The sequence below is a fragment of the Pseudomonas sp. LBUM1658 genome (assembly GCF_059716055.1).
The window spans coordinates 546015-569451 of record NZ_CP166798.1 but is presented as its reverse complement, the minus strand read 5'-3'; the positions used below and the strand labels follow the sequence as shown (position 1 = coordinate 569451).

16 protein-coding genes are annotated in these 23437 nt (G+C 60.5%); 13 read left to right on the top strand and 3 right to left on the bottom strand.

Annotated elements, in window-relative coordinates; all coding sequences use genetic code 11:
* Nucleotides 1-274: 274 nt before the first annotated feature.
* Nucleotides 275-1651 (bottom strand): L-serine ammonia-lyase, encoded by a 1377-nt coding sequence (locus ACA064_RS02550; RefSeq protein WP_497671989.1) that lies wholly within the window; start codon nucleotides 1649-1651, stop codon nucleotides 275-277.
* A gap of 436 nt (nucleotides 1652-2087) precedes the next feature.
* Between ACA064_RS02550 and ACA064_RS02545 the strand changes: the two genes are divergently transcribed.
* From ACA064_RS02545 to choV, 3 genes are all read left to right on the top strand, one after another.
* Nucleotides 2088-3035: a choline ABC transporter substrate-binding protein gene (locus ACA064_RS02545; RefSeq protein WP_497671988.1), complete on the top strand. Its 948-nt coding sequence runs from the start codon at nucleotides 2088-2090 to the stop codon at nucleotides 3033-3035.
* 67 nt (nucleotides 3036-3102) lie between these two features.
* Complete coding sequence (gene choW, locus ACA064_RS02540; protein ID WP_497671987.1) at nucleotides 3103-3948, top strand: choline ABC transporter permease subunit; 846 nt, start codon at nucleotides 3103-3105, stop codon at nucleotides 3946-3948.
* A complete protein-coding gene (choV, locus tag ACA064_RS02535; protein ID WP_497671986.1) occupies nucleotides 3945-5123 on the top strand; it encodes a choline ABC transporter ATP-binding protein in 1179 nt (392 codons plus the stop codon). The genes choW and choV overlap by 4 nt, the downstream gene beginning before the upstream one ends.
* Before the next feature lie 219 nt (nucleotides 5124-5342).
* On the opposite strand, the gene ACA064_RS02530 is transcribed toward choV, so the two are convergent.
* Nucleotides 5343-7283, bottom strand: coding sequence for a BCCT family transporter (locus tag ACA064_RS02530; protein WP_497674158.1), 1941 nt, complete (start codon nucleotides 7281-7283; stop codon nucleotides 5343-5345).
* Between the two features lie 472 nt (nucleotides 7284-7755).
* Between ACA064_RS02530 and betI the strand changes: the two genes are divergently transcribed.
* The 10 genes from betI (at nucleotide 7756) to yccS (ending at nucleotide 22528) form a co-directional block, all read left to right on the top strand.
* Nucleotides 7756-8349 (top strand): transcriptional regulator BetI, encoded by a 594-nt coding sequence (gene betI, locus ACA064_RS02525; protein ID WP_497671985.1) that lies wholly within the window; start codon nucleotides 7756-7758, stop codon nucleotides 8347-8349.
* 107 nt (nucleotides 8350-8456) lie between these two features.
* Nucleotides 8457-9929, top strand: a complete 1473-nt coding sequence (gene betB, locus ACA064_RS02520; protein ID WP_497671984.1) for a betaine-aldehyde dehydrogenase — start codon at nucleotides 8457-8459, stop codon at nucleotides 9927-9929.
* Between the two features lie 146 nt (nucleotides 9930-10075).
* Nucleotides 10076-11779, top strand: coding sequence for a choline dehydrogenase (gene betA, locus ACA064_RS02515; RefSeq protein WP_497671983.1), 1704 nt, complete (start codon nucleotides 10076-10078; stop codon nucleotides 11777-11779).
* Between the two features lie 280 nt (nucleotides 11780-12059).
* A complete protein-coding gene (locus ACA064_RS02510) occupies nucleotides 12060-12755 on the top strand; it encodes an RraA family protein (protein WP_150645414.1) in 696 nt (231 codons plus the stop codon).
* A gap of 142 nt (nucleotides 12756-12897) precedes the next feature.
* Entirely contained in the window at nucleotides 12898-14340 is a 1443-nt protein-coding gene (locus ACA064_RS02505) for a TldD/PmbA family protein (protein WP_497671982.1), read from the top strand.
* Nucleotides 14340-15677 (top strand): TldD/PmbA family protein, encoded by a 1338-nt coding sequence (locus ACA064_RS02500; protein WP_497671981.1) that lies wholly within the window; start codon nucleotides 14340-14342, stop codon nucleotides 15675-15677. Before ACA064_RS02505 ends, ACA064_RS02500 begins: the two co-directional genes overlap by 1 nt.
* Nucleotides 15678-15829: 152 nt before the next feature.
* Nucleotides 15830-17257: a multidrug transporter subunit MdtD gene (gene mdtD, locus ACA064_RS02495; RefSeq protein WP_497671980.1), complete on the top strand. Its 1428-nt coding sequence runs from the start codon at nucleotides 15830-15832 to the stop codon at nucleotides 17255-17257.
* 153 nt (nucleotides 17258-17410) lie between these two features.
* A complete protein-coding gene (gene dbpA / locus ACA064_RS02490; protein ID WP_497674157.1) occupies nucleotides 17411-18748 on the top strand; it encodes an ATP-dependent RNA helicase DbpA in 1338 nt (445 codons plus the stop codon).
* A gap of 153 nt (nucleotides 18749-18901) precedes the next feature.
* A complete protein-coding gene (locus tag ACA064_RS02485) occupies nucleotides 18902-20080 on the top strand; it encodes a BaiN/RdsA family NAD(P)/FAD-dependent oxidoreductase (protein ID WP_497671979.1) in 1179 nt (392 codons plus the stop codon).
* 264 nt (nucleotides 20081-20344) lie between these two features.
* The gene (gene yccS / locus ACA064_RS02480) at nucleotides 20345-22528 is read left to right on the top strand and encodes a YccS family putative transporter (RefSeq protein WP_497671978.1); all 2184 of its coding nucleotides are present in this window, start codon (nucleotides 20345-20347) and stop codon (nucleotides 22526-22528) included.
* Between the two features lie 94 nt (nucleotides 22529-22622).
* On the opposite strand, the gene ACA064_RS02475 is transcribed toward yccS, so the two are convergent.
* Nucleotides 22623-23360, bottom strand: coding sequence for a substrate-binding periplasmic protein (locus ACA064_RS02475; RefSeq protein ID WP_497671977.1), 738 nt, complete (start codon nucleotides 23358-23360; stop codon nucleotides 22623-22625).
* Nucleotides 23361-23437 lie beyond the last annotated feature (77 nt).

Sequence of the window (23437 nt, the reverse complement as noted above, 5' to 3'; positions counted from 1 at the left end):
GTCGAATTCGAGCCCTGACCCGAGGATGATTCACGTATCTGTAAGCGACGCGCCAAAAGGTGGCGCGCTTGAAAGCGGGTGTTCACTTAGCGCGCAGTTTTGACTGGTCCTGTGGCGAGGGGGCTTGCCCCCGCTGGGGCGCGCAGCGGCCCTGAAACCTGCAACCGCGATCTACCAGACAGAACGCATCAGCTGATTTTACGACTGCTGCGCAGCCGAACGGGGCGATGCGGCGTTCCGACAAGCCCCCTCGCCACAGAATTTTGCTAATCCCTCAACACTCCACCGCACTCACCGCCAACCCACCGCGCGATGTCTCTTTATATTTATCATGCATGTCGGCACCGGTATCGCGCATGGTGCGGATCACCCGGTCCAGGGAGATAAAGTGCTGTCCGTCGCCACGCAAAGCCATTTGCGCCGCGTTGATAGCCTTCACTGCGGCAATCGCATTGCGCTCGATGCACGGCACCTGCACCAGGCCACCGACCGGATCACAGGTCAGGCCCAGGTTGTGCTCCAGGCCGATTTCCGCCGCGTTGCACAGTTGCTCGGGCGTCGCGCCGAGAATCTCCGCGAGCCCTGCCGCAGCCATGGCACAGGCCGAACCGACCTCGCCCTGGCAGCCGACTTCGGCCCCGGAAATCGAGGCGTTCTTTTTACACAGGATCCCTACCGCCGCCGCGCTCAGGAAGTAGTCGACGACATTGGCGTCAGTCACCACTTCGCTGAATTTCATGAAGTAGTGCAACACTGCCGGAATGATCCCGGCCGCACCGTTGGTCGGTGCGGTGACCATGCGCCCACCGGCGGCGTTTTCTTCGTTGACCGCCAGGGCGAACAGGTTGACCCACTCCATGGCGCTCAAGGTCGAGCCGATCACATTGGGCTTGTTCAGCTCCTGCAGGCTGCGATGCAGTTTGGCTGCACGGCGCCGCACATTCAGACCGCCAGGCAGAATGCCTTCGTGCTTGAGCCCTTGCTCGACACAGTCTTGCATGGCGCGCCAGAGCGTCATCAGACCGCTGCGAATCTCTTCTTCCGAGCGCCAGACCTTCTCGTTGGCCAGCATCAGTTCGGCAACTCGCAGGTTGTGCTTGCGGCAGAGGCTGAGCAATTCGACCGCGCTGGAGAAATCGTACGGCAGCACGGTGCGATCAAGGTCCGCTACACCACTGCTGGCCTGCGCCTCATCGACGACAAAGCCGCCACCGATCGAGTAATAAGTGTCGCGATGCAGCTCGCCATTCTCGCCTTCGGCAACCAGGGTCATGGCATTGGGATGGAACGGCAGGTTCTCATCGATCAGACGCATGTCCCGCGCCCAAACGAAGGGGATCGGTAAACGACTGTCGAGCAGCAAGGTGTCGGTTTCGCGCAGGGTCTCGATACGCACGCCGATCTGCGACGGATCGATCGCGTCCGGCCATTCGCCCATCAGGCCCATGATCACTGCGTTGTCGCTGCCGTGACCGATGCCGGTGGCCGACAGCGAACCATAAAGCTGAACTTCGATGCGCTGCACTTGTTCCAATACATTACGGTCACGTAAAACCTGCACGAAGAGCGCGGCTGCGCGCATCGGCCCAACCGTATGTGAACTGGACGGGCCGATACCAATCTTGAACAGGTCAAACACACTGATAGCCATTACCGCGAACCTCCTGATGAGCACACTCCAGACGCCAAAGCGCCCGGTGACGGAGCTGCTACGCTCAACGCCGAGACCACCGCATCATCAGGCTTTTGCAGCAAGGCACGACGTCTGACACCGACTCACTCATGCCCACTAACGTCGCTATCTGCCAACAGCAGGTTCCGGCCGTTTTTTGCGGTGCAGATGGGCAAAAAGTGCGGTTGTCGGGCTGAAAAAATCTGTAAGCGACGTCACCGACACTGGATGCGACCCTCCCTGTACTGGATACGACGCACCCTGTAGGCGTTTGAATTTCACTGTTACATGATCAGTGTCGACTCGATTGCAAGGCGCCGTGGTAGAGCTGTTTTCAAAACGCCATCCAACCGCAACATATAAGCGCGGTCGTCCAGTCGGAACACCGCCGAAAAAAACACCAAGGAGTCCACCCATGAAAGGTTCCCCGTCGTTGTTGTTGGCCGCCATGCTGAGTCTGCCGGTTCTGGCTCAAGCCGCAGAACCGGCTCAATGCAGCACCGTAAACTTCTCTGATGTCGGTTGGACCGACATCACGGTCACCACCGCGACCACCAGCGTCGTCCTCGATGCGCTGGGCTACAAAACCAAAACCACGATGATTTCCGTGCCAGTGACCTACAAGTCCCTGGCCGACGGCAAGAACATGGACATCTTCCTTGGTAACTGGATGCCGACCATGGAGAACGACATCAAGGCCTACCGCGATGCCGGCACCGTGGACACCGTGCGCGCCAACCTGGAAAACGCCAAGTACACCCTGGCGGTGCCTGAAGAGCTGTACAACAAGGGTCTGAAGGATTTTTCCGACATTGCCAAGTTCAAGAAGGAACTCGACGGCAAGATCTACGGCATCGAACCGGGTAACGACGGTAACCGCCTGATCCAGAGCATGATCGACAAGAACGCCTTCGGCCTCAAGGACGCCGGCTTCAAGGTGGTCGAGTCCAGCGAAGCAGGCATGCTTTCGCAGGTCGATCGCGCCCAGCGCCGCAACACCGCGGTGGTCTTCCTGGGCTGGGAGCCGCACCCGATGAACACTCGCTTCAAGATGAAGTACCTGACTGGCGGTGACGACTATTTCGGCCCGAACTTCGGTCAGGCAACCATCTACACCAACACCCGCAAGGGCTATACCCAGGAATGCAGCAACGTTGGCCAGTTGCTGAAAAACCTGTCGTTCACCCTGAACATGGAAAGCACCCTGATGGGCAACGTCCTGGACGACAAGATGAAGCCTGATGTGGCAGCCAAGGCCTGGCTGAAGAAAAACCCAGAGGTGCTCGACACCTGGCTGGCTGGCGTCACCACCATTGACGGTAAACCAGGCCTGGAGGCCGTTAAAGCCAAGCTGGCGCAGTAACCGCAGGCTCCCGGCGGGCTAGCCCGCCTGGATACGTACTTTTCCTTGCATGTGGACATTCAATACCATGCTGACTGATCACAAAATCCCCTTGGGCCAGTACATCTCTGCCTTCGTTGAATGGTTGACGCTAAACGGCGCCAGCACCTTCGATGCGATCGCCGTGACACTGGAAACGATGATCCACGGCGTGACGTTTGCGCTGACCTGGTTCAATCCGCTGGCTTTGATCGGCCTGATCGCGCTACTGGCACATTTCATTCAACGTAAATTGGGGCTGACGGCCTTTGTCGCACTGTCCCTCCTGCTGATCCTGAACCTGGGTTACTGGCAGGAAACCATGGAGACCCTGGCCCAGGTGCTGTTCGCGACACTGGTCTGCGTGGTCATCGGCGTGCCGTTGGGCATCGTCGCGGCGCACAAGCCCATGTTCTATACTTTCATGCGTCCGGTACTCGATCTGATGCAGACCGTACCGACCTTCGTTTATCTCATTCCTACCCTGACCCTGTTCGGCCTGGGTGTGGTACCCGGTCTGATTTCAACGGTGGTGTTCGCGATTGCCGCGCCCATCCGCCTGACTTACCTGGGTATCCGCGATGTACCGCAAGAGTTGATGGACGCCGGCAAGGCCTTTGGCTGCTCGCGCCGTCAGTTGCTCTCGCGCATTGAACTGCCCCACGCCATGCCAAGCATCGCTGCCGGCATCACCCAGTGCATCATGCTCTCACTGTCGATGGTGGTGATTGCGGCACTGGTGGGTGCTGATGGCTTGGGTAAACCCGTGGTCAACGCACTGAACACTGCCGATATCGCCCTGGGCTTCGAAGCCGGCCTGGCGATCGTATTGCTGGCGATCATGCTCGACCGTATCTGCAAACAACCCGACGCTAAAGTAGGGGGTGACGCATGAGCATAATCCGCTTCGACAAGGTAGACGTTGTCTTCTCCAAAGATCCGCGTGAGGCCCTCAAGCTGCTGGACAAGGGCATGACGCGTGACCAGATCCTGAAACAGACCGGGCAGATCGTCGGTGTCGAAAAGGCCAGCCTGGACGTCGACAAAGGCGAAATCTGTGTACTGATGGGCCTCTCCGGTTCCGGCAAATCCAGTCTGCTGCGCTGCATCAACGGCTTGAACACCGTCAGCCGCGGGCAACTGTTCGTCGAGCATGAAGGCAAGCAAATCGACATCGCCTCCTGCACCCCGGCCGAACTGAAAATGATGCGCACCAAGCGCATTGCCATGGTCTTCCAGAAATTCGCCCTGATGCCTTGGCTGACGGTGCGCGAGAACATCAGCTTCGGCCTCGAGATGCAGGGCCGGCCCGAGAAGGAACGGCGCAAGCTGGTCGATGAAAAGCTCGAACTGGTGGGCCTGACCCAATGGCGCAACAAGAAGCCCGATGAACTCTCCGGCGGTATGCAGCAACGAGTCGGCCTGGCCCGTGCGCTGGCGATGGACGCCGACATCCTGCTGATGGACGAACCCTTCTCGGCCCTCGATCCGCTGATCCGCCAGGGCCTGCAGGATGAATTGCTGGAACTGCAAAACAAGCTGAACAAAACCATCGTGTTCGTCAGCCACGACCTCGATGAAGCCCTGAAGCTGGGCAGCCGCATTGCGATCATGAAAGACGGCCGGATTGTCCAGTACAGCAAACCGGAAGAAATCGTCCTGAACCCGGCCGATGACTATGTACGGACCTTCGTCGCCCATACCAATCCGCTCAACGTTCTCTGCGGTCGCAGCCTGATGCGCACCCTGGACAACTGCAAACGCATCAACGGTTCGGTATGCCTGGACCCGGGCGGCGACTCCTGGCTCGACCTGGCCGAAGGCAACACCATCAAGGGCGCACGCCAGAACGGCGCCAGCCTTGATCTGCAGAACTGGGTACCGGGTCAGGCAGTGGAAGGCCTGGGCCGTCGGCCGACCCTGGTGGACTCCAACATCGGCATGCGCGAAGCGCTGCAGATCCGCTACCAGACCGGCAACAAACTGGTGTTGCATGACAACCAGCACGTAGTCGGGATACTCGGCGACAGCGAGCTCTACCATGCGTTGCTAGGGAAGAATCTGGGGTAAGGACAAGACACACAAAAACGCCGCGAAGATCGCGGCGTTTTTGTTTTATCTGTCATGGACGATTACGCCGCATCAAAAGATCGCAGCCTGCGGCAGCTCCTACACCGACCCAGTACACCCGCCGATCCGCAGGTGAACACATTTCCCGGAGCTGCCGAAGGCTGCGATCTTTTAAGGAGCAACGCGGTGTAACTGATAGACACCGCGCCCACTCAAACCTCAGCTATACACCCGGCCAAGGAGCTGCCGATGGCTTTCAAACTGATCGAGCACGTCACGGGTGATCTGATCCTGAGTGAAGCCCATCAAGTCATAGTCCTGGCTGCCGTTGTGCAGATACACCTCGGCGCGGTAGTAACGCTGACGCGCCTCATCGGACTGAGCCGACTCGGTCGGTGTAGCAAGGTAACCTTCCAGGCTCACTTCGTAGACAAAAGGGTTGCCCTCTTCCATCTCGAGCCGCATGCCCATGCAACGCTTGGCTTTGCCCAACAACGTTTGCACGTCCAGCCCCTGAGCGCGCAGTTGAGCAGCGGCATCTTCCAACGCCGGGCTGACTTGCTTGTCCATGAAGCGCTGAACAATCGATTGGCTCGGTTGCAAGTCCAGCTGAGTCAAACGCTCGCTGAAACCACGGCGACCGCGAGCGGCCAGTTCCGCTTGCTCCTGTTCGACCTGCACGTCCTGGCGCATGGCCTTGTGCAAGCCGAACATGAACAGCACCAGCACCACCGAGAACGGCAGCCCCGCCAGCACCACCATGGTCTGCATGGCTTCGAAGTTGCCGGCGAACAACAGACCGATGGTCACCAGAGTGATCACCATCGACCAGAAGATCCGCAACCAGTGCGGCGCGTCTTCGTCGACATTGCCGCCCTTGCAGGAAAGGTTGGCCATCATTACCGCGCCGGAATCCGCCGGGGTCAGGAACAGCACGAAGCCGACAAAGATCGACACACCGATCACCACCTTCGAAGCCGGGTAATGCTCAAGCAGCTGGTAGATCGCCATGGACGGTTGCTCCAGGGCTGTTCGCCCGAGCTCCACCGCCCCATGGTTCATGACCAGGTCCAGTGCCGAGTTACCAAAGATCGACAGCCAGGCCAGGGTGAAGCCCAGCGGGATCAGCAGCACGCCGGCCACCAGCTCACGCACGGTACGACCTCGGGAAATACGTGCGATGAACATGCCGACGAATGGGGCCCAGGAAATCCACCAGGCCCAATAGAACAGGGTCCACAGGCCCAGCCAGCGGTCGGACTTGTCGCTGTCGCCTTCGTACACATAGAGGTCGAAGGTCTTCAGCACCACACCGTTGAGGTAGTCACCGATGTTCTGCACGAAACCGTTGAGCAGGTGCAGGGTGGGGCCGAACAGCAGCACAAAAATCAGCAAGCCGCTGAACAGCACGATGTTCAGGTTGGACAGCCGGCGGATGCCGTTTTCGACCCCGGACACGGCAGCGATGGTCGCCACGGTGCTCATCACAATGATCACGATCAGCAGATTGGTATTGCTGTGTTCCATGCCGAACAGGTTTTCCAGCCCCGACGACACCTGCAGCGAGCCTATCCCCAGGTTGGTCACCAGACCCAGCAGGGTCACGAACATGCCGAAACCGTCAACCGCGTGACCGGCCGCGCCCTTGACCCAACGCTCGCCCACCAGCGGGTACAGCGCCGAACGCAGTGCCAGCGGCTGGTTGTGACGATAAGCAAAGTAGGCCACGGCCAGACCGACCAGGGCGTAAATCGCCCAGCCGTGCAGGCCCCAGTGCAGGAATGTCAATTGCACCGCCTGACGCGCAGCGAGGTTGCTGCCCGCGACACCTTCCGGCGGATTGAAATAGTGGTCCAGCGGCTCGGACGCGCCGAAGTACAGCAGCGAGATGCCGATTCCCGACGAGAACAGCATCCCGGCCCAGGCGCCGTAACTGAAGTCCGGGGTGTCGTCCTTGCTGCCCAGCTTGAGCTTGCCGTAGGAGGAGAATGCCAGACCAACGACGAACACCAGATAGGCGGCAATCACCACCATGTAGTACCAGCCGAAGCTGCGGGACAACCAGGCCTGCGCCATTCCGAGCATTCTGCCGGCCTCTTGCGGGGCGATGATCAGAATGGCGGTCAACAGCAGGATCAGCGCGGTAGAGGTGTAGAACACCCAACCGTTGACCGTCACCTTCTCGGGTGGGGTCTTAATGAGAGAGGCAGAACTCATGGCACAGATGCTCCAGGCAGTGCGAGAGAAAGACACAAGGCAGTGCATCACCCGACCAATCGCTTAGTTGGCGGCCGACCGACGGGTGATATAAAGACACCCCGAAAAAAGCCCGAACCCACAGAGACTGCGTGGAGAACCGACTACGAAGACCTGGCACGAACAATTGCCAGCTTTTTGGGCCGCAGTGTCCAACACCTCGGTCTTCGGCGGTTCACGCCATGCCCTGCTTGGGTTTCGAGCTTTTCGGGATGTCACTTTTTCGCCATTTACACGTAGGAAAAAGCTGTAAGCAGCGACGAATTGTCGCAGATCTTATTCTTTGTTGATTGAACGTTCAATCAAAACAAAATAGACTGGCCTTCACGCCGGTAGCCGTTTGACGACTGCTGGCAGGCCTAAGGAGATGTGCAAGATGCCCAAGGTCGGTATGCAACCCATACGCCGCCAGCAATTGATCGAAGCCACATTGCAGGCCGTCGATCAGGTCGGAATGGGGGACGCCAGCATTGCGCTGATCGCCCGTTTGGCCGGTGTCTCGAATGGCATCATCAGTCACTACTTTCAGGACAAGAACGGCCTGATCGCTGCCACGGCGCAGTATCTGATGAGTGTCCTCAGCGAGAACGTCACCGCGCGCCGTCAGGCGCTGGAGGACAACAGCCCACGGGCCCACCTCCAGGTGATTATCGAAGGCAACTTCGACGCCAGCCAGGTCAATGGCCCGGCAATGAAAACCTGGCTGGCCTTCTGGGCCACCAGCATGCACCACCCGTCTTTGCACAGGTTGCAGCGGATCAACGATCACCGCCTGTATTCCAACCTGTGCTGCCAGTTCCGCCGTGTGTTGCCGCTTGATCAAGCGCGCAGCGCCGCCCGCGGCCTGGCAGCCCTCATTGACGGTTTGTGGTTACGCGGCGCGCTGTCGGGAGATGCTTTCGACACCGAGCAGGCGCACCAGATCGCTTACGAATACATGGATTTACAACTGGCCAAGCAGGTGAGTTAGAGCACACATAACCGCTCAGCCCCTGAACTGCCACTGACCGGCGCCGCCCGAGCTACACGGCGCGACCAGTGGTCAACGCCAACCACTTATGCACTTGCGAGGACACTATGGCCCGTTTCGAACTGCAAAAACTCTACATCGATGGCGGTTACTCCGACGCCAGCAGCGACGCCACCTTCGAAGCCATCAACCCGGCTAACGGTGAAGTTCTCGCTCAAGTGCAGCGTGCGTCTAAAGAAGACGTCGAGCGTGCAGTGGTCGCTGCCGAAAAAGGCCAGAAAGTCTGGGCTGCGATGACGGCCATGGAGCGTTCGCGCATCCTGCGTCGTGCCGTTGATATCCTGCGTGAACGCAACGATGAACTGGCCGCTCTGGAAACACTGGACACCGGCAAGTCCTACTCCGAAACCCGTTACGTCGACATCGTTACCGGCGCTGACGTGCTGGAGTACTACGCAGGTCTGGTGCCGGCCATCGAAGGTGAGCAAATCCCGCTGCGCACCACTTCTTTCGTCTACACCCGTCGCGAGCCGCTGGGCGTCGTGGCCGGTATCGGCGCGTGGAACTACCCGATCCAGATCGCGCTGTGGAAATCCGCCCCAGCCCTGGCAGCCGGTAACGCGATGATCTTCAAGCCGAGCGAAGTCACTTCCCTGACGACTCTGAAACTGGCCGAGATCTACACCGAAGCCGGCGTTCCGGCTGGCGTGTTCAACGTCCTGACCGGTAGCGGCCGTGAAGTCGGCACCTGGCTGACCGAACACCCACGCATCGAAAAAATCTCTTTCACCGGCGGCACCGACACCGGCAAGAAAGTCATGGCCAGCGCTTCCGGCTCTTCGCTGAAAGATGTGACCATGGAACTGGGCGGCAAATCCCCGCTGATCATCTTCGACGACGCTGACCTCGATCGCGCCGCCGACACCGCGATGATGGCCAACTTCTACAGCTCCGGTCAGGTCTGCACCAACGGCACTCGCGTTTTCGTGCCGAGCCACCTGAAAGCCGCTTTCGAAGCCAAGATCGTTGAACGCGTTGCGCGCATCCGCGTCGGCAACCCGCAAGACGAGAACACCAACTTCGGCCCGCTGGTCAGCTTCGCCCACATGGAAAGCGTACTCGGCTACATCGCCAAAGGTAAGGAAGAAGGCGCTCGCGTTCTGTGCGGCGGCGGTCGCCTGACCGAAGGCGAGTTCGCCAAAGGCGCATTCGTCGCACCGACCGTGTTCACCGATTGCACCGACGAGATGACCATCGTTCGCGAGGAAATCTTTGGCCCGGTGATGAGTATTCTCACCTACGAAACCGAAGAAGAAGTCATCCGTCGTGCCAACGACACCGACTTCGGCCTGGCCGCTGGCGTCGTTACCAAAGACTTGAACCGCGCTCACCGCGTGATTCATCAACTGGAAGCCGGTATCTGCTGGATCAACGCCTGGGGCGAGTCCGACGCCAAGATGCCGGTCGGCGGTTACAAGCAGTCGGGCGTGGGCCGTGAAAACGGCATCAGCTCGCTGAACAACTTCACTCGCATCAAATCGGTACAGGTCGAACTGGGCGATTACAGCTCAGTGTTCTGAGCAGTTGCAAGCGGCAAGCTACTAGCTTCAAGTTAGAAGCAAGATCAAAAGCAGCAAGTGCTTGCCGCTCGACTCAATCGCACAGACACCGCTCGCTGCTTTTACTTGCAGCTTGAAGCTTGGAGCTTGCAGCTCCCGGAGATCTCATGACCACAGAATATGATTACATCATCATCGGGGCCGGTTCTGCCGGTAACACCCTGGCGACCCGACTGACTGAAGACGAAGGCGTCACCGTGCTGCTGCTCGAAGCAGGCGGCCCGGACTATCGCCTGGACTTCCGCACGCAAATGCCTGCGGCTCTGGCGTTTCCGCTACAAGGCCGGCGCTACAACTGGGCCTACGAGACCGATCCGGAGCCACACATGGACGGTCGCAAGATGGAATGCGGTCGCGGCAAGGGCCTGGGCGGCTCGTCGCTGATCAACGGCATGTGCTACATCCGCGGCAACGCCATGGACTACGACAACTGGGCCAAGCTTCCAGGACTTGAAGACTGGGACTACCTGAACTGCCTGCCGTATTTCAGAAAAGCGGAAACTCGGGACATCGGCCCGAACGACTACCACGGTGGCGATGGCCCGGTCAGCGTGACCACGCCAAAAGCCGGCAACAACCCGCTATTCAGTGCCATGGTCGAAGCCGGCGTGCAAGCCGGTTACCCGCGGACGGAAGACCTGAACGGCTACCAGCAGGAAGGTTTCGGTCCGATGGACCGTACCGTGACACCCAACGGCCGTCGCGCCAGCACCGCTCGCGGTTACCTGGACATCGCCAAGAAGCGCTCGACCCTGACCATCGTCACCCATGCCTTGACCGACAAGATCCTGTTCGAAGGCAAGCGTGCAGTCGGTGTACGCTATCTGGTGGGCGACGCTGAAGAGCGCGTTGAAGCCAAGGCCCGCAAGGAAGTGCTGCTGTGCTCCGGCGCCATCGCTTCGCCGCAGATCCTGCAACGCTCGGGTGTCGGCCCAGCCGAGCTGCTGAACAAGCTCGACATCCCGGTGGTCCACGACCTGCCGGGTGTCGGTGAAAACCTGCAAGACCACCTTGAGCTGTATCTGCAATACGCCTGCACTCAACCCGTCTCGCTGTACCCGTCGCTGCTGATGCACAACCAGCCGGCCATCGGTGCCGAGTGGCTGTTCAACGGCACCGGTATCGGTGCCAGCAACCAGTTCGAAGCTGGCGGCTTCATCCGCACTCGTCCGGAATTCGATTGGCCGAACATCCAGTACCACTTCCTGCCGGTTGCGATTAACTACAACGGCAGCAATGGCGTGAAAGAACACGGCTTCCAGGCGCACATGGGTTCCATGCGTTCGCCAAGCCGCGGGCGCATCCAGGTCAAGTCCAAGGACCCGCGCCAGCACCCGAGCATCCTGTTCAACTACATGGCCACCGAGCAGGACTGGCAGGAATTTCGCGATGGCATCCGCCTGACCCGGGAAATCATGCAACAGCCGGCTCTCGACGCTTACCGTGGTCGTGAGATCAGCCCGGGCATCGAGGTGCAATCCGACGAGCAGTTGGACACCTTTATCCGCGAGCACGCCGAAACCGCGTTCCACCCGTCCTGCTCGTGCAAGATGGGTACCGACGAGATGGCCGTGGTCGATGCCGAAGGTCGTGTGCATGGCATGCAAGCTCTGCGCGTGGTCGATGCCTCGATCATGCCGATCATCACCACCGGCAATCTGAACGCACCGACGATCATGATCGCCGAGAAAATCGCCGACAAGATCCGTGGCCGTAAACCACTGCCACGCAGCACCGCCGACTACTTCGTCGCAGGTGATGCGCCGGTGCGCGGCAAGCCGCTGCGGGAAGTGAGCCGGACTGCGCAATAACCGTTACACCGCGGCGCGGCCATCGCGAGCAAGCTCGCTCCCACAGGATATTTGGCGGATCACAAATTTGTGATCCGCCCGGATACTGTGGGAGCGAGCCTGCTCGCGATAGCGTCCTCCCAAAACACCACATCACTCCCTGCCTGACACCTCATAAACCCACCCCACACCGCTTCACCCTTGATCCTACCCCCTGTGCAGGCCTAATCTAGTGCCGCGCAATCGTTTCACCCCCGCCCCAATCGACAAGCCGCCACTAGACTGGCCACGAGGCTTTCTCATGTTTGATGTCGTATCTTCGAGCAAATGGCCCACCGGCTACATGATCAATCCAAACGCTGAACCCCTCGACCCAAAATGGCTCAAGGAATTCAGCAAGATCCCCGCCGCTGCCGTCAGCGACTGCCTGGGCCGCAACGTCGGTGGTCTGGGCCTCAAGGCCTTCCATGGCAACGCCCCGATGCTCGGCAGCGCGCTGACCGTACGCGTACGCCCTGGCGATAACCTGATGATCCTCAAAGCCATGCAGATGGCTCGCCCCGGCGATGTGCTGGTGATCGACGGCAGCGCCGACCTGACCCGCGCCGTGTTCGGCGGCATTATGCGCGCCATGGCCCTCAAGGCCGGGATCGTCGGCGTGGTGATCAACGGCGCCCTGCGCGACCTCGACGAATGGCTGACCGGTGAGTTGCCGGCCTACGCCATCGGCGGCGTACACCGTGGCCCGAGCACCGATGGTGGCGGCGAAATCAACGTGCCGATTTCCTGCGCCGGGATGCTCGTTGCACCGGGCGACCTGATGATCGGCGACGGTGACGGCGTGGTCGCGGCTTCGCGCTCCGAGCTGCCGGAACTGCTGATTCGCTGCCACGACCTGCTGGCCCGCGAAAAAGCCACGCTGGCAGCGATCGAAGCCGGCACCCTGGACCCGGATCGGTTTGATGCGATTCTGCGAGCCAAGGGTTGTCCGGTCTAAGCCCAAAGCAAAAGCTTCGCGGGCAAGTCAAGCGAAAGGTGCGCCCCTACAATAGAAACCTCTTTCCTTAACTGACTGGCATTGGGGCTTGCCCGCGAAGAGGCCCTCAAGGCCACCGCGTATTCACAAGGAGGTTCTCCGAATGTTCGATTTCCACCCCCAACTCAAGCAGCGCTTTGCCGCCTTGCGCACAGGCGCCGAGTTCTTTTCGCTGCGCTATGTGCGCGAGTCGGGCCAGTACCTGTCGGTGCGCAAGAACGTTGCGGAGCCTCCACACCTTGGCCGTGACGAAGGCGCGATGCTGACCGCGCGGGTCAATGGCGTCGAAGCCTACGCCGCGACCAACGACCTGTCCCAAACCGGCCTGCAAGCCGCCCTCGAACGGGCCGAACAGCAAGCCCGGTTGATTGCCGCCCACGCCCTGCTCGACCTGCGCCAACAACCAGTCTCCAGCGAGCGCGCCGATTACCTTTCGCCAAACCTCGAACAGCCCTTCCCTTCCCTCAGCGACTGCTACCAAATGCTCGGTGACGAGTCCGCCGCCGTGCCGAAAGACGAACGGCTGGTGAATTGGGAAGTGAGTATCGGCATCACCCACGTCGAACAGATCTACCTCAACAGTGCGGGAGCCGAACTGCGCCAGGCGCAACGCTTCGTCTACCCGAGCCTGGAGGTCACCGCCTACGACGGCAACGACAGCCAGACCCGCAGCCTGGGCCGCGAGAACTTCGGCCAGCAAGGCGGCTTTGACGTAGTCAGCCGCTGTGGGCTGGTGGGTGCCGGCCCCAAAGTCGCCGACCAGGCCCTGCAACTGCTGCTGGCGCCGAATACCCCGAAAGGTCCGCTCGACCTGCTGCTGATGCCGGACCAGATGATGCTGCAGATCCACGAGTCCATCGGCCACCCGCTGGAGCTGGACCGAATTCTCGGCGACGAACGCAATTACGCCGGTACCAGTTTCGTCAAAGCCAGCGACTTCGGTGGCCTGCAATATGGCTCCAAACTGCTCAACGTCACCTTCGACCCGGATATCCCCGAACAGCTCGCCAGCTACGCCCATGACGACGACGGCACAGCCGCGAGCAAACAATTCCTGATCCGCGAAGGGTTGTTGCTGCGCCCATTGGGTGGCGCGCTGTCGCAATACCGTTCGGGCCTCGACGGCGTCGCCAACAGCCGCGCCTGCGGCTGGAACCGTCCGCCGATCGATCGCATGGCCAACCTGAACATCGAGCCAGGTGATCAATCGCTGGAGCAGCTGATCAGCGGCATCGAGCACGGTGTGCTGATGTCGACCAACCGCTCCTGGTCTATCGACGATGCGCGCAACAAATTCCAGTTCGGCTGCGAATGGGGCCAGCTGATCGAAAACGGAGAACTCAAGGGCGTGGTAAAGAACCCCAACTACCGGGCGATTTCCGCGCAGTTCTGGCGCAACCTCAGCGCCGTTGGCGACGCCAGCACCTTCAAGGTCCTCGGCACGCCGAACTGCGGCAAGGGCGAACCGAATCAGGTGATCCGCGTAGGCCACGCGTCGCCCGCCTGTGTGTTCAGCAACGTTGATGTGTTTGGAGGAGATGCCTGATGAGTACTGCCATGAGTCAGGCCCAACAATTTCAGACACTGGTCGATTGGCTGCGCGGTAACCTGCGCGAGCCGGAACAGTTCACCCTCGGCTACGATGCCGAGTCCTCGGACTTCATCCGCTTCAACCACGCCAAGGTGCGTCAGGCCGGGCATGTGCAGCAGGCCAGCCTGAGTTTCAAGCTGATCAACGACGGACGTCATGCGGACCTTGGCATCACCCTGGCAGGCGACCCGGAAGTCGATCGCCAACGCTTGGCCGAGGGTCTGCAGCAGCTGCGCGAAACCTTGCCATTGTTGCCGCAGGACCCGTACCTGCTGCTCAATCACAACGGCTGGCAGAGCAAGAATGTGCAGGATCACCCGCTACCGGACACCGAACAGGTGGTCGCCGAAATCGCTCGCGCCGCTGAAGGACTCGATCTGGTCGGTTTTTATGCCGCCGGCCCCATCAGCCGTGGTTTTGCCAGTTCTGCCGGAGCGTTCGGCTGGCACCAGGCCAATAGTTTCAACTTCGATTTCAGTCTGTTCCACACCAAAGGTCAGGCGGTGAAAGCCAGCTACGCCGGGCATGACTGGAGCAGCGAGGGTTTTGCCAAACGCTTCGAGCAAGCCCGCCGGCAGCTGGACTACCTGAGCCGGCCACTGCGCACCCTGGCACCGGGACAGTACCGCGCGTACCTCGCCCCGGCCGCCCTCGAGGAAATCATCGGCATGCTCTGCTGGGGTGGTTTCTCGGCGCAGTCGATTGCCAGCAAGAACAGCCCGCTGCAACGACTGTACGGCGGCGAAAGCCATTTCAGCCCCTTGGTATCCCTTGATGAAAAAGTGACGGGGTCGTTGAGTCCGGCGTTCTCCAATGAAGGTTATCCGCGCAGCGATCTGACGCTGATCAACGCCGGCAAGGCCGATGCCCAACTGGTCAACTCCCGCAGCGCCGCCGAATACGGCCTCAGCGCCAACGGCGCCAGCGGCGGCGAATCGCCCAGTGCGTTGAACATGGCGGCGGGTTCGCTGGCGCAGGAAGAGATTCTCAAGCAACTGGGAACCGGCCTGTATATCAGCAACCTCTGGTACCTGAACTACTCGGACCAGCCGGCCGCACGCCTGACCGGCATGACCCGCTTCGCCACCTTCTGGGTGGAAAACGGCGAGATCCAGGCGCCGGTCAGCACCATGCGTTTCGACGACAGCGCCTACAGCCTGCTCGGTTCGCAATTGGAGGCGCTGACCCGCGAGCGGGAACTTATCCTGTCGGCCAGCACCTACAGCCAGCGGCAAACCGCCTCGGCGCTGCTGCCGGGAGCGCTGGTCAGCCGACTTACCTTGACCCTGTGACACCATGAAAGATCGCAGCCTGCGGCAGCTCCTACGCCGGCCGGGTACACCCGCAACGGGTGAGTGAACGCAGAACCTGTAGGAGCTGCCGCAGGCTGCGATCTTTTCAAGGCACACACGAAAACAACAGACTCACACCCACAAGAGGTCCCATGCCCGACCGCCCGGCTCTCGACGCAACAACCGCCTACTGGGTGCCCTGGGTGGTGGCCATCGCGTTTTTCATGCAGTCCCTCGATGGGACGATCCTCAACACGGCGCTACCCGCCATGGCCAGTGATCTGGCGGAAGACCCGCTGCGCATGCAAGGCGTGATCATCGCGTACATGCTCACCGTGGCCCTGCTGATCCCCGCGTCGGGCTGGATCGCCGACCGCTTCGGCACCAAGAAGATATTCTTCAGCGCGATTCTGCTGTTCAGCCTCGGTTCGCTGCTCTGCGCGCTGTCGAGCTCCTTGAGCATGCTGATCGGCGCCCGGGTCGTACAAGGTCTCGGCGGCGCGCTGATGCTGCCGGTGGGCAGGCTGGTGGTGCTGCGGGCCTACCCACGCTCGGAACTGGTGCGGATCATGGGCTTCATCACCATCCCCGGCTTGCTCGGTCCGCTGCTCGGCCCGACCATGGGTGGCTGGATGGTGCAGTACCTGACCTGGCACTGGATCTTCCTGATCAACCTGCCGGTCGGCATGATCGGTTGCTATGCCGTGTGGCGCTTCATTCCCGACTTGCGCGGCAGCGAGCGCACACGCTTCGACGGCGTGGGCTTTGTGCTGTTCGGCGCGGCGATGGTGTTGATCACCATCGCCATGGAAGGTCTCGGCGAACTGCATTTGCCGCACCTGCGGGTGATGCTGCTGCTGTTCGCCGGCATGGCCTGCCTCGCGGCGTACTGGCTGCGCGCCGGGCACGTCGACAACCCCTTGTTCGCTCCCTCGCTGTTCAAGACCCGGACCTTTGCCGTGGGCATTCTCGGCAATCTGTTCGCTCGCCTGGGCAGCGGCGCCTTGCCGTTCCTGGTGCCGCTGTTGCTGCAGATCGCCTTGGGTTATTCACCGTCCCAGGCCGGGATGAGCATGCTGCCGCTGGCGGCGGCGGCGATGATCGCCAAATCCGTCGCCCGACCGCTGATCGAGCGCCTCGGCTATCGCATCGTGCTCACCGGCAACACCCTGGCGCTCGGCCTGATGCTGGCAAGCATGGGTCTGGTCAGCGAGCAGACGCCTTATTGGTTGCTGTTGTTCCAGCTCGCCATATTGGGTGCGATCAACTCCTTGCAGTTCACCGCCATGAACACCGTGACTCTGATCGACCTGGACGACGCCAGCGCCAGCAGCGGCAACAGCCTGCTGTCGGTGGTCGCGCAATTGTCCCTGAGCCTGGGCGTGGCCTGCGCAGGCGCCCTCCTGGGGGGCTTTACCGCGCAGGACGGCAACGACGGCGTGAACAGCGTGCTGGAGGCGTTTCAGCTGACCTTCGTGACCGTCGGCGTCATGGCGATGCTGGCCGCGGCGATCTTTTCCCAGCTGTCGCCCACGGACGGCAGGCGGGTTCGGCGCCCGCAGGAGCACATCGAACCCTGATTTCTGACAAAAGGTGCCTGACCTGGCTACTTTTCGTCCAGAACTTGCAGGGAAAATGCTGGGGGCTGGTACACTGCGCGACATTTTGTTTTGCAGGCCAGTCCCGTGACCACCATTGCCACCGCTTTTAATACTTTGCCGCTGTCCGCCGCCATGCTGGCTAACCTCGACTCCCTCGGTTATGCCCAGATGACGCCGATCCAGGCGCAAAGCTTGCCGGTGATCCTCAAAGGGATGGATCTGATCGCCCAGGCCAAGACCGGCAGCGGCAAGACCGCGGCCTTCGGTATCGGCCTGCTGAACCCGATCAATCCGCGCTTCTTCGGTTGCCAGGCGCTGGTCATTTGCCCGACCCGTGAGCTGGCTGACCAGGTCGCCAAGGAAATCCGTCGTCTGGCCCGCTCCGAAGACAACATCAAGGTCCTGACCCTGTGCGGCGGCGTGTCATTCGGCCCGCAGATCGGCTCGCTTGAGCACGGCGCGCACATCATCGTCGGCACCCCAGGGCGCATCCAGCAGCACCTGCGCAAGGGTTCGCTGGTGCTCCACGGCCTGAACACCCTGATCCTCGACGAAGCCGACCGCATGCTCGACATGGGTTTCTACGATTCTATCGAAGAAATCATCGCCCAGACCCCGGAGCGTCGTCAGACCCTGCTGTTCTCCGCCACCTATCCGGTGGGCATCAAGCAACTGGCATCGAAGTTCATGCGCAACCCGCAGCAAGTGAAGTCCGAGGCGATGCACGCCGACAGCCAGATCGAGCAGCGTTTCTACGAAATCTCGCCGGAAGAGCGCATGGACGCAGTAGTCAAAGTCCTCGCGCATTTCCGTCCCCAATCCACTGTGGCGTTCTGCTTCACCAAGCAGCAGGTCCAGGAAACCGTTGACCATCTGACCGCCAAAGGCATTTCCGCCGTCGGCCTGCATGGCGACCTGGAACAGCGCGATCGCGATCAAGTGCTGGCGATGTTTGCCAACCGCAGCACCTCGGTACTGGTCGCCACTGACGTCGCCGCTCGCGGCCTGGACATCGATGCACTGGACATGGTGGTCAACGTCGAGCTGGCCCGTGACTCGGAAATCCACATCCACCGTGTCGGCCGTACCGGTCGTGCTGGCGAGAAAGGCATTGCGATCAGTCTGGTCGCGCCGTCCGAAGCCCATCGCGCCCAGGCCATCGAGCAGCTGCAGAAATCGCCACTGAGCTGGGACCAGCTGGACAACCTGAAATCCCAGGGCGGCGCCCCGCTGCTGCCGGCCATGAGCACCCTGTGCATCGGCGCTGGCCGTAAAGACAAGGTTCGCCCAGGCGATATCCTCGGCGCCCTGACCGGCGATGCCGGCATCCCGGGTGCCCAGGTCGGCAAAATCGCCATCTTCGACTTCCAGGCCTACGTGGCCGTGGAACGCAGCATGGCCAAGCAGGCGGTGCAGCGTTTGAGCGAAGGTAAAATCAAAGGCCGCTCGTTGCGCGTGCGGATTTTGTAAGGATTCTTCGCCCCAACGAAGATCCCCTGTGGGAGCGAGCTTGCTCGCGATGGCGGACTGTCAGACAACATCTATGTTGAATGTGCAGGCCTCATCGCGAGCAAGCTCGCTCCCACAGTTAGTTTTGTAGTGAAACATTAAGAGGACACCGTTTTGCGCTCTACCGAAGTCGTGATCATTGGCGCTGGCGCCGCAGGTTTGATGTGCGCACTGACCGCTGCCGGGCGTGGACGCAAGGTGATGCTGATCGACCATGCGAACAAGGCCGGCAAAAAAATCCTGATGTCCGGCGGTGGACGCTGCAATTTCACCAACATGTACACCGAACCGAACAATTTTCTCTCGCAGAACGCGCACTTCTGCAAATCCGCCCTGGCCCGCTACACCCAATGGGATTTCATCGGGATGGTGGCCAAGCACGGCGTGCCCTACCACGAGAAAAAACTCGGCCAGTTGTTTTGCGATAACAAATCCAGCGACATCCTCGGCATGCTGCTCGAGGAGTGTGATCAGGTCGGCGTCAGCCTGCACCTGGACACCTCGGTCCAGAACATTGAAAAACTCGAAAGCGGCTATCTGCTGGAAACCACTTTAGGCCAGTTGACCTGCGAGTCCCTGGTGATTGCCACCGGTGGCCTGTCGATCCCGACGCTGGGTGCTACCGGCTTCGGCTACCAAGTGGCCAGGCAATTCGGTCACGAGCTGCTGCCAACCCGCGCCGGGCTGGTGCCGTTCACCATCACCGATCAGCTCAAGGAACTGTGCACCGAGCTGTCCGGTACTTCGGTGGATTGCCTGGTGAGCTGCAACGATCAGAGCTTTCGCGAGAACATCCTGTTCACCCACCGTGGCCTCAGCGGCCCGGCGATTCTGCAGATTTCCTCGTATTGGGAATCGGGCGACTCGGTGGAAATCAACCTGCTGCCGGATCATGACGTACCAAACTGGTTGCAGCAGCAACAGGCCGAACGCCCCAATAGCGAGCTGAAAACCCTGCTCGGCGAGATCTTTACCAAGAAGATGGCCAACTTGCTCGCCGACACCTGGTTCGTTTCCAAGCCAATGAAGCAGTACACCCATGCTGAATTGGCCGCTATCGCCGAAAAACTCGCGAGCTGGCAGCTGGTGCCGGCGGGTACTGAAGGCTATCGCACCGCGGAGGTGACCCTGGGTGGCGTCGATACCCGCGAGGTCTCGTCGAAAACCATGGAGTCGCTGAAAAGCCCGGGCCTGTACTTTATCGGCGAAGTGCTGGACGTCACCGGCCACCTCGGTGGTTTCAACTTCCAGTGGGCCTGGGCCTCGGGCTACGCTGCTGCGCAATACGCCTAACCCAAGGATGTACACAAATCAAATGTGGGAGCGGGCTTGCTCGCGATAGCGGTCTGACGGTCAACATCGATGTTGAATGTTATGGCCTCATCGCGAGCAAGCCCGCTCCCACATTTGACCTGCGGTGTTTTTATAGATCGCATTTCAAATGCCAATCTCACCATCGACGGAACAGATTTTGCTGTCAGATGTGATCGACGCCATTGCGTCGACGTCATTACTGGCTCAATTTAGCTGCATTGCCCCGGAAGGCCCGCGTACTTCATGTCATCGACCTCGCTTCATCAGTCTCTGCGTCGCCTCTGGGCGCTGGATAAATTCAGCTACAGCGTTCGGGTATTCATCGCTCTGACCGGCAGCATGGCGCTGTGTTGGTACCTGGATGAAATGGCGCTGCTGATCCCGTTGTTCCTGGGGATTATCGCCAGCGCCCTGGCCGAGACCGATGACAGTTGGCAAGGCCGCCTGAATGCCCTGGCCGTAACCCTGGTGTGCTTCAGCGTCGCGGCGTTTTCCGTCGAACTGCTGTTCCCCTACCCGCTGATTTTTGTCGTGTTCCTGGCACTGGCCAGTTTCGGCCTGACCATGCTCGGTGCATTGGGCGAACGCTATGGGGCGATTGCTTCGGCAACCCTGATTCTCTCGGTCTACACCATGATCGGCGTGGAGCAGCGCGGTGGCGAGGTCACCGACCTCTGGCATGAGCCGGTGCTGCTGGTGGCCGGGGCAGCCTGGTACGGCTTGCTGTCGGTGCTGTGGCAGGTACTGTTTTCCAACCAGCCGGTGCAGCAGAGCCTGGCGCGACTGTTCCGGGAGCTGGGGTACTACCTGAAACTGAAGTCGTCGCTGCTCGAGCCGATCCGCCAACTGGATGTCGAAGCACGGCGTCTGGAACTGGCCCAGCAAAACGGTCGGGTCGTCGCCGCACTCAACACCACCAAGGAAATCATCCTGCACCGGGTCGGCGACGGCCGGCCGGGGGCGAAAGTCAGTCGTTACCTGAAGCTGTACTTCCTCGCTCAAGATATCCATGAACGCGCCAGCTCCTCCCATTACCCCTACAACGCCCTGGCGGAAGCGTTCTACCATAGCGACGTGATGTTCCGCTGCCAGCGCCTGTTGCGCCAACAAGGCAAGGCTTGCCGAGCGCTGGCGGAATCGATCCAGATGCGTCAGCCGTTCGTCTACGATGCCAGCTTCGCCGAAGCCCTGAGCGACCTGCATGCCTCCCTCGACCACCTGCGCACCCAGAACAACCCGGCCTGGCGCGGCCTGCTGCGCTCTTTGCGTGCACTGGCGGCGAACCTGGGTACCCTCGATCGGCTGATCGGCGACGCGAGTAACCCGGACACCCTCGCCGACGCCACCGACAGCAGCCTGCTGGACCGTTCGCCACGCAATCTCAAGGACGTCTGGACCCGCCTGCGGACCCAGCTGACGCCGACGTCGCTGCTCTTCCGGCATGCCCTGCGCTTGCCCCTGGCGCTTAGCATCGGCTACGGCATGGTGCACTTGATCCATCCGTCCCAGGGTTACTGGATCATCCTTACCACGCTGTTCGTCTGCCAACCGAACTATGGCGCCACGCGCCTCAAGCTCGGCCAGCGGATCATCGGCACTGCTATCGGCCTGATCGTGGCCTGGGCGCTGTTCGACCTGTTCCCGAGCCCCTTGGTCCAGTCGCTGTTCGCGATTGCCGCCGGGGTAGTGTTCTTTATCCACCGCACTACCCGCTACACCCTGGCGACCGCCGCGATTACCATCATGGTGCTGTTCTGTTTCAACCAGGTGGGCGACGGCTACGGCCTGTTACTGCCACGGTTGTTCGATACTCTGTTGGGCAGTCTGATTGCCGGCTTGGCGGTATTCCTGTTCCTGCCGGACTGGCAGGGTCGCCGCCTGAACAAGGTGCTGGCCAATACCCTGACCTGCAACAGCATCTACCTGCGGCAAATCATGCAGCAATACGCGGCCGGCAAAAGCGACGATCTGGCCTATCGCCTGGCCCGACGCAATGCCCACAACGCCGATGCAGCGTTGTCGACCACCCTGGCCAATATGCTGATGGAGCCGGGGCATTTTCGAAAGGAAGCCGATGTCGGCTTCCGCTTCCTGGTGCTCTCCCACACCTTGCTCAGCTACCTGTCGGGCCTCGGTGCCCACCGTGAAACCCAGCTACCCGGCGAGGTGCGCGAGCATTTGATCAACGGTGCCGGTGTCAGCCTGGCAGCAAGCATCGATGAGATCGCGCAGGGGCTGGCCAGCAAACTACCGATAGCGATTCAGAGCGATGCCGAAGAAGCGCTGGCCAATGAGCTTGAGCAGATGCCCGATGAAGTCGACGAAGGCCAGCGGCTGGTGCATACCCAACTGGCGCTGATCTGCCGCCAACTCGGCCCGTTGCGGACCCTGGCGGCGCATTTGATCAAGGAAACAGACGAGGCGTAGTACTGGCCTGCAGATCTTTATCGACTGCCAGGCTGCCTTATCGCGAGCAGGCTCGCTCCCACATTGGATTGTGGTGCTCTTCAAACCATCTTCACTACATCCCATGCCGCCTGAGCAATTTGTCATAACTGCCATCGGCCTTCATCGCCGCTATCTCGCGGTCGAAACCGGCGACGATCTGTTGGTGTTTGGGGTTCTTCAGGCTGACCAGAATGTGCAGGCTGTTTTCGCTCAGTGGCTTGGGCAAAAATTCCACCGAATCGCGCACCGATGGCGACTCGCGGGCCAGGTAGTAGCGCGCGACGTATTCATCTTCCAGAGTCAATTTCACTCGTTCGGCAGCCAGCATGCGCACGGCCATTGAGAAGTTGTGCACCGGGATTTTATGCAAGCCAGGATCATCGTCGAACGCCGACGAATAGGCATAACCGCGCACCACGGCGATCGGATACCCATGCAATTGCTGCAAATTGTCGTATTCGATCGGCTCATCCTTGCGCTTGATAAAGCGCACACGGTTGAGTAGATACTCACCGGAAAATTGGCCCAATTGGGTCCTGGCCTCGTTGAACCAGGCATTCACCAGTACGTCGTAACGCCCCTCGCCAACCCCAAGCAAGGCTCTGGCCCAAGGCACTTGCTCGAATTCACTGGCATAGCCGGCGCGCGTCAGAGCAGTACTGACAATATCAGTGGCTAATCCGCCATTGACCAGCGTGGAGTCGGTGAACGGCGGCCAGGCATCGGCTACCAGACGCAATTTTTCCGCAGAAGCGCTCTGGCCCAGCAAGAGCAATCCAATCAATGCAAAGGCTCGAAGCAATCGCGGCATGCTAAAACATCCTTGGCGGGCGGACTGCCCAGCGTGTTTTTAGCCAAAACTCGAAGGTCCGGGCGCCGGTCAACGAC